The following is an 11902-nucleotide window of genomic DNA, read 5'->3' as shown; positions in this document are numbered from 1 at the left end:
CCCCAACAGAACTTTCGCCTTACTTACCCCACAGCAACCAACCCCCCATACCAACTCCTTACAAACCCCGCAACAACACCCCCCTTCCAAAACAATGCCAGCCGAAACTAATCTACCAACTCCTTATTACCAATAACGAGACAGAAAAATGACAATCGTAACTATATTTTTTTGCGGAACTGGCTCAACCAAGTTCGACAGCAGCAATGAAAACTATTGGAACGGCGAACTGGTAACCACCCTCGCATCAAATCATGCAGGACGCGAGTTCGCCGAGTGGGCCGTGATCAATGGCCCCGGCACCAGCAACCTGCAAGCCGATGAACTGCTCACCCGCACCAAGGACTACGGACTTTCCGGAACGCTCTTCGGCAAAGGCTGGGAAGAAAACGTGCAGCACGCCCTCAACCTCATCAAAGGCAAGAGCGACTGGCAACGCGAACAACTGACCGAGGCGGAATATAACCGCTTGAAAGCCGCCGGCATTCCAATCGAGGATGTAAAGAGCGAAGGCAGTTGGTTTTGGCGCAAATATAACTATGGCGACCGCAGCATTACCCAACAAAAACTACAGGAACAAATCATTAAAACTTTCCGCAATGGCATTATCCCTACGCAAGTCAATCTCGTGGGTTGGAGTCGCGGCGGTATCAGTTGTCATATGCTGGCCAACGCCATGTTCAAGGACGCCGAACTTAAAAACATTCCAGTCAATATCTTCGCCATCGATCCCGTGCCGGGTATCGGTAACTTCCAGGAGCATCGAGTCAAGCTCAATCCAAACGTGAAAGAGTACGTGGGCATTTATGCCAGGGATGAGCGCTCGAAAGGCTTCAGTTGCGTGATACCTCAAACCGCCACCGGCACCAAAACCAGCATCCTCCCGATGCCTGGCCGACACGCCACCCTGGTCGGCAACGCCGCAGGGGATGGCGTCAGCGGACCAAGCGTCCTGACCGAGCCGGGCCGCCTGGTCCGCCACCTCGCCGAAGCATGCCTGCGGCGTTGGGGGACGAAGCTGAACAAGTCCCTCGAACTGACCGACGCCGACCTGCTATCGCTCAGTGCGAAAATGGTTGAAGACGCAACGCACTACAAAGCGATGGAAAAACACTCCTACACCTACTTCACCGAGCGCGATGAAGGCGAGCGCTATGTGTCGCTGGGTACCAAGGGCGTTAAATTCACAACGGTACAAGGCCCCATCTATACACCAGCGACCGGGCTGGCAACCAGCGTGCTGGATGTACAGGCCTACCGGCAGATCCTATGAATCCGAGGGGCATCGCCCGGGACATGCGTCGCGACGTGTTTTGCTTGCTTTTGCCTGGGCCGGCATTCCGGCTGGTCAAAAGCGAGACGCCGTAAGAGCGGGACCATAACTAGTGTCACCGCGGCAACGTATATGTATCCGGTCAACAAAGACAGACCGGCGGCCAGTCCGCCGCGTCCAACAGCTCAATACCCGTTGGAGCCATAGTCAGGGGTAAACGCAAAACCAACCAACCGCTCAACCCCCGTCTCCAACCGCCCATCCGGCAAGAGCCGCAACCACCGATACCCCGGCGCCTGCGAGCCCACCGCAAAATCCTCACTCCCCGGTTCAAACTGAATACACGTCGAAGGCGAAGCCAACAACCGAACCCCCTCGCGCACCTGGTCGATCTCCTGATGCACATGCCCCCACAACACCGCACGCACCTGAGGAAACCGATCCAGCACCGCAAACAGCGCCTCTGGATTACGCAACCCGATCGGCTCCATCCACACACATCCAATCGACACCGGATGATGATGCAGGCACACCAGGTGATGCCGCTCCGGCGCTTCACTCAGCGCGTTGGCCAACAGAATCAATTGCTCCTCGGCCAAAAACCCCGGCACCGAACCTGGCACGGCCGAATCGAGCATCGTCACCCGCCAATTGCCAATGTCCACCACCGGATCGAGCAACGTGCTCTTGACCGCCGCCTCAAGCATCTCCCGCGGCTCATCATGGTTGCCGGGGATCCACCGCGCCGGCGCTTCGATTCGCGCAGTCAGTTGCCGAAATGCCGCGTAGGACTCCAGCGTGCCGTCCTGGGACAAATCCCCGGTGGCAAGCATCAAGTCGATGTTCGGCTGCTGCCTGAGCACCAGGTCAACGACCTCGCGCAGGCTGTCGCGGGTGTTCATGCCCAGCAACGAAGCATCGGCCTCGGCGAACAAATGACTGTCAGACAGTTGGACCAACAACGCCGCATCGGCCGTGGTCAAGCTGGATACGCTCGGCAAATCGCTCTCTCCCAGGCGCAATCACGCCGTTGCATGAAGCCGCAATTATGCTGGGGGATGATCGAAAGGGGAAACCCGCGAACCGGAACCGGTTCACAACTACCGAACGACTTCGAACTCGTGGCCCAGCGCCAGGCAATGACTCAGCCATTCCCCCAGGAACAGGTTCAACTGGGCTTTTTCATCCGGCTGGTGCATTGACGCATTGGGGTAAGGATAGATGCCACGAAAGCGTCGTGCATGTTCGGCGCTGACTACCTCGGCCATGCGCGCATCGTGATAGACCTGCACTTCCAGCTGCGGCACCGGCAGCCAGGGCAGGCTGTGTTCCTGGCGCACTTGTAAGGTGGTGGTGTAGGGACAGGTCTGCAGCACTTCCAGGGCCAGCACACCGAGCATCTGGTCGCCATGGGTCACGGCGATTCGGCGCGGCGCCGGGTCGTTGCGCATGTCCGGCAACAAGCGCATCAGGCGGGCGTAGTTAGCCTCGCAGGCGGCCTGCAACCCCACCAGATCGACGCGATAGCGGTCGCGCAGCTTGTTCAGGACCATAGCCCCCTCACTTCATCGCGATTCAAGGCCAGCCATTGCAGGGCAATAATGCTGGCCGCGTTGCAGATACGCCCGTCGCGCACTGCTTGCAGCGCGTCTTCGAAAGCCCAGGTCTTTACGCGGATATCTTCGCCTTCGTCCTCCAGCCCATGCAGGCCACCTGCCCCAGCGCTGTCGCAACGCCCCAGGTAAAGGTGCACGAACTCATCGCTGCCGCCCGGCGAGGGGAAATATTTGGTCATCGGCCAGAGCGCCGCGAAGACAAGCCCAGCTTCCTCCTGCGCTTCGCGATGAGCAACTTCTTCCGGCTGCTCATCCTTGTCGATCAGGCCTGCCACCAGTTCCACCAGCCAAGGGTTGACACTCTTGCCCATGGCGCCGACGCGAAACTGCTCGATGAGCACCACTTCGTCGCGCTGCGGGTCATAGGGCAGCACGCACACCGCGTCATGGCGCACGAACAGCTCGCGGCTGATTTCACGGCTCATGCCACCGGCGAACAACTCGTGGCGCAGGTGCACGCGGTCGAGCTTGTAGAAACCCTGGAAGCAGCTCTCGCGCTTGACGACCTCTACGGCGTTCGGTGTGGCATTGGTGAAATCAGTCATGACAGTCCTCGTTTACAGTGGATCGATGCGAGGTTCCAGCCTCGGCTTCGCGCCATCCTAACGCGCCCGTACCGTTTGATGCAGCCCCTTTCCGGTCATCGGGATAGACGGCTGCCTGCAAACTCACTCTAATGAGCTTAGTGGCGAACTGATTGCCCTGCTGACAGTCGAAGCGGGTAACTTTTTGCCTTTCCCTGTTTCACGAAGGACGCCCATGTCGCTTTTCAAGATTGCTTCGCTGGCCGCCATTGCCCTGACCCTGGGCGCTTGCCAGAGCCTGTTCCAGCCCAATTATCGCGCTCCGTTGGAGACCACTCGCGATGCGTCGGAGCAGCTGCAGCCTGGCTGCGCCAGTGCCGACTGCCCGCTGGTCAATATCGACACCTTGCGCTTTCCCGCCGAGCCCGCGCTGGACAGCATCATTGAGAAACGCTTGCTGCAAATGACCCGCACCTCACCGGACGCCCCGGCGGCACCGACGCTGGCGGCCTATCGCGAGCAGTTTTTGCGCAACGCCGCACCACGCAATAGCAGCTATTTGCAAGCCAAGGTACGCGAGCAGCATGACGGCTTGGTGATCATCGAACTGTCCAGCTACCTGGACACCGGCGGTGCCCACGGCACGCCGGGGCGCGGCTTCATCAACTATTCGCGCCAGCAACACAAGGTGCTGGAGCTGTCAGACATGCTGCTGCCGGGCCAGGAAGAGGCGTTCTGGAAAGCTGCGCAAGTCGCCCACAATAGTTGGCTGATCAGCACCAAGCTGGATCAGGAACCGGAGTTCCTGAAACAGTGGTCCTTCCAGAAAACCCCACACATCGCGCTGACCTATGGCGGGGTGATCCTCAAGTACGAAGTGAGCACCATCGCGCCGTACGCCCTGGGCCACATCGAACTGAAGATCGCCTACCCACGCCTCAACGGCATCCTCAAGCCCGAGCTGTTCCCTGGCCGTAGCTGAAAGCCCGGCCCAGCAACAGCTGCAGCAACCCTGCCAGAATCAACGATGGCAGGGTTGCGCCGATGTCAGGGTAGAAGTTGGCCAGCAGGTGATACGTGCTCACCCCACCCAGCCAGGCCAACAATGCCGGCCAGCGCAACGCGGCTGACACGACCTGGCTGCTGCGTTTGCGCAGGATGAAGTGGTCCACCAGCACCACGCCGAACAGCGGCGCGAACACCGAGCCGATCAGCAACAGGAAGTTCTGGTACTGCGCCAACGGCGCAAAGCAGGCGATCAGGGTGCAGATGACGCCAATCGCCAAGGCCAGGTGCTCGACCTTCAACCCCGATAGCATGCCGCTGGACACCGCCGCCGAGTGGATGTCGGCGAAGGCGTTTTCCGACTCGTCCAACAGAATCAGCAGCAGCGGAATACCCAATCCAGCACCCGCCAGGGCCAGCAGCAACGCGTTGACTTCACCGCTCGGGGCGAACGCCAGGGTGTAGGCCACCCCCAGGCTCATCAGCCAGAAGTTACCGATGAAAAAGCCCACGGCCGTACCGCCGAAGACATTCCTGGCGCGTTTGCCGAAGCGCGAGTAGTCGGCGATCAGCGGCAACCACGACAGCGGCATCGCAATGGCGATATCAAACCCCACCGCCAGCGGCATCGAGCCATCGCCCGCCTGGGCCCACAGCGCCGCCAGGTCAGCCTTGGCGAACAGGTTCCAGGTCAACCAGATGCACGCGGCCAGCAGCAGCCAGATGCCCCATTTACGCAGGACCTTACGCACGAAGGTCAGCGGCCCGCTCACGGCGAGCAGGGTTGCCAGGGCGCCGAAAAACAGCGTCCACAGCAGCGGGTTCGAGCCCAGGCTGCCTTCGCTGAAGGCCCGGGCGCCGAGCAGGCTGGCGGCGTCGCGCATGACAATGATTTCGAACGAGCCCCAACCGATCAGTTGCAACAGGTTCAACACCGCCGGCACGCTCGCGCCCTTGCCACCCAGGCTCAGCTTGAGGGCGGCCATGGCCGACAGGCCTGTGTCACTGCCGATCACCCCGACCGCCGCCAGCAACAGGACGCCCACCAGCGTGCCGAGGAATATCGCCAGCAACGAACCACTCAGGCCCAGGCCCGGCGCGAGCAAGGCGCCGACCTGCAAGACCATCAGGCCGATGCCGAGGGAGAACCACAGGGAAAACAGATCGCGGGCGCCGAAGACGCGTTTGTCCAGGGGCACGGCGGTGTCTGGGGAGTAGGTGCTGGGTTGGATGTTCACAGAGATATCTCAGGGGAGATTATTGTTTTGGGTCGCCGATGTGGCGAGGGAGCAAGCTCCCTCGCCACAGGTGAGCGATGCTCGGATCAGACTTTCTTGTAAAGCTGACTACCTTCCTGCTTGAACCGCTCCGCCTGCTCCGCCAGGCCCTGGGCAACATCCACATCCACCGCTTCAATGCGCTGGTTGGCGGCGTACTCGCGCACTTCCTGGGTGATTTTCATCGAGCAGAATTTCGGCCCGCACATCGAGCAGAAATGCGCCACCTTGGCCGAGTCCTTCGGCAGGGTTTCGTCGTGGTACGAGCGGGCGGTGTCCGGGTCCAGGCCGAGGTTGAACTGGTCTTCCCAGCGGAACTCGAAACGCGCCTTGCTCAGGGCGTTGTCGCGGATCTGCGCGCCCGGGTGGCCCTTGGCAAGGTCAGCCGCGTGGGCGGCGATCTTGTAGGTGATGATCCCGGTCTTCACGTCATCCTTGTTCGGCAAGCCGAGGTGTTCCTTCGGCGTGACGTAGCAAAGCATCGCGCAACCGAACCAGCCGATCATCGCCGCACCGATACCGGACGTGATGTGGTCGTAGCCCGGCGCGATGTCGGTGGTCAGCGGGCCGAGGGTGTAGAACGGCGCCTCGTCGCAGCACTCGAGCTGCTTGTCCATGTTCTCCTTGATCAACTGCATCGGCACGTGGCCGGGGCCTTCGATCATGCATTGCACGTCGTGCTTCCAGGCGATCTTGGTCAGCTCGCCGAGGGTTTCCAGCTCGCCGAACTGCGCTGCGTCGTTGGCGTCGGCAATCGAGCCCGGACGCAGGCCATCGCCCAGCGAGAAGCTGACGTCGTAGGCCTTCATGATTTCGCAGATGTCTTCGAAGTGGGTGTAGAGGAAGTTTTCCTTGTGATGCGCCAGGCACCACTTGGCCATGATCGAGCCGCCACGGGACACGATACCGGTCACCCGTTTGGCGGTCAGCGGCACATAGCGCAACAGCACGCCGGCGTGGATGGTGAAGTAGTCGACGCCCTGCTCGGCCTGTTCGATGAGCGTGTCGCGAAACAGTTCCCAGGTCAGGTCTTCGGCGGCGCCGCCGACTTTTTCCAGGGCTTGGTAGATCGGCACGGTGCCGATCGGCACGGGCGAGTTGCGGATGATCCACTCGCGGGTTTCATGGATGTGCTTGCCGGTGGACAGGTCCATGACCGTGTCCGAACCCCAGCGGATGCCCCAGGTCAGCTTCGCCACTTCTTCTTCGATGGACGAACCCAGCGCACTGTTGCCGATGTTGCCGTTGATCTTCACCAGGAAGTTACGGCCGATGATCATCGGTTCCAGTTCGGTGTGGTTGATGTTGGCCGGGATGATCGCGCGGCCACGGGCGATTTCATCGCGCACGAATTCCGGGGTGATGACTTTCGGCACGCTGGCGCCGAAGCTGTGGCCGGCATGCTGCTGGTCCAGCAGGCCGGCGGCGCGGGCGACTTCCAGCTTCATGTTTTCGCGGATGGCGACGTATTCCATCTCGGCGGTGATGATGCCTTTGCGCGCATAGTGCATCTGGCTGACGTTGGCACCTGGCTTGGCGCGACGCGGGTTGTTCACGTGGGCGAAGCGCAGCTTGGTCAGTTCGGGGTCGGCCAGGCGTTCCTGGCCGAAGTTGGAGCTCAGGCCGGCCAGGCGCTCGGTGTCGCCACGGGCTTCGATCCACGGCGAACGCACGTCGGCCAGGCCTTTGCGTACGTCGATGATCACGTTCGGGTCGGTATACGGGCCCGACGTGTCATACACCACCACCGGCGCGTTGATTTCGCCGCCGAAGTCGGTCGGGGTCACGTCGAGGCTGATTTCGCGCATGGGCACGCGGATATCCGGGCGGCTGCCCTGGACGTAGATTTTTTGCGAGCGGGTAAAGGGCTGAACCGATTGCTGATCGACCTGGGCCGATTCACTGAGGTTGGTCGCGTTTTTTGATTTTGTCGTCATCACGGGCTCTCCAGACACACATCCAGGCAGTGGATTTTTGTCGGAGCGAACCTGTAACGAATGGACGCGTCCCTGCACGAAAGTGCGGACGCTGTGCTTGCTGCTCGAGCATGTTCGAAGATCGAAAGTCGATTGTCGAACAACATCCCGGACGAAGCACAAGAGGACTCGCCGGGTGACGAGAAATCTTGTTCCCTACGCAGGCGCTAACCTGATCAGGTTCAACGGGATCCGAAATTATTCGATCTCAGCCTCATAGCAAGGCACCCCGACAAGAACCCGGCCAGTCTAGACACAACCACGAGAGAACGCCATCGCCAGGGCAAAAGGCGTGATGAATGGCGTATATACAGGATTGTTGCCGTGCCCAGGCGCAACTACACTCGCTACGCCGCGCGCCTGTTATGCGCACTCAATCTTGAACTTAGGGATCGCCTCATGCTGCGCAAACTCTCACTGGCCCTGGCCGTGTCTTGTGCGTCCAATGGAATGGCCTGGGCCGCCGAAGCGCCTTTAACGACCAAAACCGATCTGGTAAGCGTGTATCAGGAAGCGGTGGACAACAACGCCGACCTGGCCGCTGCCCGCGCCCAGTATGGCGCCCAGAAGGAAGTGGTGCCCCAGGCCCGCGCCGGGTTGCTGCCCAATCTGTCCGGCGGAGCTGAAGTCGCCAACGTGCGCACCGATATCGACCAGCCTGCGGCGGTAGCCAATCGCAGCGCCCGCTCGTATCAGGCCACCCTCTCGCAACCGCTGTTTCGTGCCGACCGCTGGTTCCAGTTCCAAGCCGCGAAATCGGTGAACGAACAAGCCTCGCTGCAATTGTCGGCGACCGAACAGAACCTGATCCTGCAAAGCGCCGAAAGCTATTTCAATGTGCTGCGCAGCCAGGACAACCTGGCCTCGACAAAGGCCGAGGAAGCGGCGTTCAAGCGCCAGCTCGACCAATCCAACGAACGCTTCGACGTCGGGCTGTCGGACAAGACCGATGTGCTGCAATCCCAGGCCAGCTACGACACGGCACGCGCCAACCGGATCCTGGCGCAGCGCCAGGTCGACGATGCGTTCGAAGCGCTGATCACCTTGACCAATCGCCAGTACAACTCGCTCCAGGGCGTCGTCCACACCCTGCCGATCCTGCCGCCGGCGCCCAATGATGCCAAGGCCTGGGTCGACACCGCCGCCAAGCAAAACCTGAACCTGTTGGCCAGCAACTATGCTGTGACGGCCGCCGAAGACACCTTGCGCCAACGCAAGGCCGGGCATGCGCCGACGCTGGATGCGGTGGCGAGGTACGAAAAAGGTGACAACGACGCCCTGGGCTTCAGCAACCCGAATGCATTTGGTCGGTCATATAGCGGCGACGTCGAACAGCGCACACTGGCCCTGCAATTGAGCATTCCGATCTACAGCGGCGGGTTGACCAGCTCCCAGGTGCGCGAGTCCTACTCGCAGCTCACCCAGACCGAGCAGCAGCGCGAAAGCCTGCGCCGGCAGGTGGTGGAGAACACCCGTAACCTGCACCGTGCGGTGAACACCGATGTGGAGCAGGTCCAGGCCCGGCGCCAGTCGATCATCTCCAACCAGAGCGCGGTGGAAGCCACGGAAATCGGCTACCAGGTCGGCACCCGCAACATCGTCGATGTGCTGGATGCCCAGCGTCAGCTGTACACCTCGGTGCGCAACTACAACAACGCCCGGTATGACTACATCCTCGATAACCTGCGCCTCAAGCAGGCCGCCGGCACCTTGAGCCCCGAAGACTTGCAGGCCCTGTCACGCTACCTCAAGCCCGACTACAACCCCGACAAGGATTTCCTGCCGCCGGACCTGGCCCAGGCAGCAGCGGAGCAACTGCGCTCGCGGCCGACGCAGTAACACACCGGCGACGAATCCCCTGTGGCGAGGGGATTTATCCCCGCTGGGCTGCATAGCAGCCCCAAAACCTGGCAGCACGGTGTGTCAGGCAGTTTGAAGGGGGGTGCTTCGCACCCCAGCGGGGCGGTGCGACGTTTCGCTAAATCCCCTCGCCACAACAGCTCAGTCGAGCAACCGTCCCAACCCGTCCAGCAAACGCTGCAAGGCGCCCTGGTTGCTGCGCATCACTTTCAGCCCAGCCTCGGCCATGCGCTGGGCGTCGCGGGGCAGTTCGAACAGACGCTGTACCGCCAAGGCCAGGCTTTGGGCATCATCGACTTCCTGCAACGCCCCGGCCGTACGCAGTTGCGCGGCGATTTCGAGGAAGTTGAACAGGTGCGGGCCACTGAGCACCGGTTTTGCCAACGCCGCCGGTTCGAGCAGATTGTGCCCGCCGTTGGGCACCAGGCTGCCGCCGACAAAAGCACTGTCGGCCAACGCATAGAGAAACAGCAGTTCGCCCATGGTATCGCCCAGCAGCACCGAGGTTTGCGCGGTGACCGGTTGAGCTTTGGAGCGCCGGACCGTGGCAAACCCTTCGTTCTCACAAAGCTGATGGACCGAGTCGAAACGTTCCGGATGACGCGGCACCAGGATCAACAACGCATCGGGATAACTGGCTAGCAACCGGCGGTGAGCGTCGAGCACCACTTCATCTTCACCCTCGTGTGTGCTGGCGGCGATCCACACCGGGCGATCTACCGCTTGCCATTGCTGGCGCAAGGTACTGGCGTTTTCCAGCAGTTGCGAGTCGACGGTCAGGTCGTACTTGATGGAGCCGGTCACTTCGACGGTTTGCGCGCGGGCGCCCAACTGACGGAAGCGCTCGGCCTCGGCTTCGGTCTGGACAGCAAACAGGCTCATTTCAGCGAGCATCGGCCGGGTCAGTTTGGGAAAGCGAGCGTAGCCGCGCGCCGATCGCTCCGACAGCCGGGCGTTGGCCAACGCCACGGGGATGCCGCGCCTGGCGCATTGGTGAATGTGGTTGGGCCACAGCTCGGTTTCCATGATCACCGCCAGTTTCGGGCGAACCTGGTCGAGAAAACGCTTGGCCGCGCAAGGCAAGTCATAAGGCAGGTAACAGTGCTGGACCCGCGGTTCATCGGCGAACAGCGCCTTGATTCGTTCCGAACCGGTGGGTGTCATGCAGGTCACGGTGATCGGCAGCTGTGGATAACGTTGCAGCAAGGCGCGGATCATCGGCGCAGCGGCAATGCTTTCGCCCACCGACACCGCGTGGACCCAGATGCCGCCCGGCATCATCGCCGGCAAGCCCCAAGCGAAGCGCTCGCCAATACGGCGGGCATAGGCCGGCGCCTTGCGAGCCCGCAGCCAGAGCCGAATCGCTACCAGTGGCAGCCCCAGATAAAACAATGCGCTATAGAGAGTTCTGTTCATGGCGGCGGAGTTTATCGGTTTTTCAGCCGATCGCCTGCAACTGCACGGCAAAACGTTCCGCCAGCCAACGCGCGGCTGGTCCCAAGGGTTCGTCGCGACGCCAGACCAGTTCCACCACCAACGCCGGCGGGGTCCATTCGCTGCTGAGTTCGACCATATCCCCCACGTAGGCCGGGTATTGCACAACATGCCGTGGCAACCACGCCCAGCCCAGGCCACACCTCAGCCATTCGGCCAGCACATAAAAGCTGTCGGCCCGCCAGACCTGCGGGCTAGCCTGCTCACTGCCCGGATAAACGCTCGACTGGGTCGCCATCAACAACTGGCGGTGCCGGGCCATTTCCCGGCAGGTGACATAACCGTGATGCGCCAGTGGATGACTCCTTCCGCATACGGTGACCATCTCGACGCTGCCCAGTACCCGGCGTTCCAGCGCCTCGGGGATCTGGTCGTGGTAGAACAGCAGCCCGAGATCGGCGCGACGTTCCACCAGCTTGCGCGCCACATCGCCTTGGGCGGCGCTGGCCAGTTGCACTTCGAGCGTAGGAAATTGTTCGGCGAGTGCCGCCAGGCTGTCGATCACCGGTTGATAAGGCATGGCCTCGTCCTGAGCCAGGCGCAGCGACGCTTCCTGTCCGCGCATCAGCGCCAGGGCACGACCATTCAGGCGTTCACACTGGCGCAAGACTTCCCTGGCCTCTTCCAGCAGCGCCTCGCCAGCATCGGTGAGCCTGGGCTGGCGGCCACTGCTGCGCTCGAACAGGCTCACCCCCAAGTCGGCCTCCAACAACGCAATTGCGCTGCTGATGGCCGACTGGGCCTTGCGCTGGTCCCGGGCCACGGCGGAAAACGAGCGCTTCTCGGCGACTTCGACGAACAACCGCAGCTGCTCAAGATTCCATTGAACGTTCATGGTCGACCTATCTCTATTGCAGATAGGTAATGACTTTACCGC

General features: G+C 61.4%; 10 protein-coding genes and 1 riboswitch. Of the genes, 3 read left to right on the top strand and 7 right to left on the bottom strand.

The window, feature by feature from the left end; all coding sequences use genetic code 11:
• The first annotated feature begins 148 nt into the window (after positions 1 to 148).
• On the top strand, positions 149 to 1273 hold the full coding sequence (locus HU762_RS19640) for a hypothetical protein (RefSeq protein ID WP_186639829.1): 1125 nt from the start codon (positions 149 to 151) through the stop codon (positions 1271 to 1273).
• Positions 1274 to 1458: 185 nt separating this feature from the next.
• Here HU762_RS19640 and cpdA read toward each other — a convergent pair whose 3' ends face one another.
• The 3 genes from cpdA to HU762_RS19625 form a co-directional block, all read right to left on the bottom strand.
• The gene (cpdA, locus tag HU762_RS19635) at positions 1459 to 2274 is read right to left on the bottom strand and encodes a 3',5'-cyclic-AMP phosphodiesterase (protein ID WP_186639827.1); all 816 of its coding nucleotides are present in this window, start codon (positions 2272 to 2274) and stop codon (positions 1459 to 1461) included.
• 99 nt (positions 2275 to 2373) lie between these two features.
• Positions 2374 to 2826 carry a DUF1249 domain-containing protein gene (locus HU762_RS19630; protein ID WP_003186471.1) on the bottom strand — a complete coding sequence of 151 codons (453 nt, stop codon included), beginning with the start codon at positions 2824 to 2826 and terminating at the stop codon, positions 2374 to 2376.
• Entirely contained in the window at positions 2817 to 3434 is a 618-nt protein-coding gene (locus HU762_RS19625) for an NUDIX domain-containing protein (protein WP_186639825.1), read from the bottom strand. Before HU762_RS19625 ends, HU762_RS19630 begins: the two co-directional genes overlap by 10 nt.
• Positions 3435 to 3648: 214 nt before the next feature.
• Here HU762_RS19625 and HU762_RS19620 point away from each other — a divergent pair, with 214 nt between their 5' ends.
• A complete protein-coding gene (locus HU762_RS19620) occupies positions 3649 to 4395 on the top strand; it encodes a DUF3298 domain-containing protein (protein ID WP_186639823.1) in 747 nt (248 codons plus the stop codon).
• Here HU762_RS19620 and cytX read toward each other — a convergent pair.
• Both cytX and thiC read right to left on the bottom strand, forming a co-directional pair.
• Complete coding sequence (cytX, locus tag HU762_RS19615) at positions 4364 to 5656, bottom strand: putative hydroxymethylpyrimidine transporter CytX (RefSeq protein WP_186639821.1); 1293 nt, start codon at positions 5654 to 5656, stop codon at positions 4364 to 4366. The two genes, HU762_RS19620 and cytX, sit on opposite strands and share 32 nt — an antisense overlap.
• Positions 5657 to 5742: 86 nt before the next feature.
• Positions 5743 to 7632, bottom strand: a complete 1890-nt coding sequence (gene thiC / locus HU762_RS19610; RefSeq protein WP_186639819.1) for a phosphomethylpyrimidine synthase ThiC — start codon at positions 7630 to 7632, stop codon at positions 5743 to 5745.
• A gap of 175 nt (positions 7633 to 7807) precedes the next feature.
• A riboswitch (TPP riboswitch) is annotated at positions 7808 to 7913 on the bottom strand.
• Positions 7914 to 8070: 157 nt separating this feature from the next.
• Between thiC and HU762_RS19605 the strand changes: the two genes are divergently transcribed.
• On the top strand, positions 8071 to 9510 hold the full coding sequence (locus HU762_RS19605) for a TolC family outer membrane protein (protein WP_186639817.1): 1440 nt from the start codon (positions 8071 to 8073) through the stop codon (positions 9508 to 9510).
• A 162-nt stretch (positions 9511 to 9672) separates the two neighbouring features.
• Here the strand turns inward: HU762_RS19605 and waaA are convergent, their stop codons facing one another.
• Together waaA and HU762_RS19595 are read right to left on the bottom strand one after the other, a co-directional pair.
• Positions 9673 to 10947 (bottom strand): lipid IV(A) 3-deoxy-D-manno-octulosonic acid transferase, encoded by a 1275-nt coding sequence (gene waaA / locus HU762_RS19600; RefSeq protein WP_186639815.1) that lies wholly within the window; start codon positions 10945 to 10947, stop codon positions 9673 to 9675.
• A 22-nt stretch (positions 10948 to 10969) separates the two neighbouring features.
• Positions 10970 to 11860 carry a LysR family transcriptional regulator gene (locus tag HU762_RS19595; protein WP_186639813.1) on the bottom strand — a complete coding sequence of 297 codons (891 nt, stop codon included), beginning with the start codon at positions 11858 to 11860 and terminating at the stop codon, positions 10970 to 10972.
• Positions 11861 to 11902 lie beyond the last annotated feature (42 nt).

Origin of the sequence: Pseudomonas sp. SWRI92, from assembly GCF_014268685.1 — a bacterium.
Classification (GTDB): Bacteria; Pseudomonadota; Gammaproteobacteria; order Pseudomonadales; family Pseudomonadaceae; genus Aquipseudomonas; species Aquipseudomonas marvdashtae.
The sequence above is the reverse complement of the archived record's forward strand: the minus strand, read 5'-3'. Positions and strand labels throughout refer to the sequence as shown.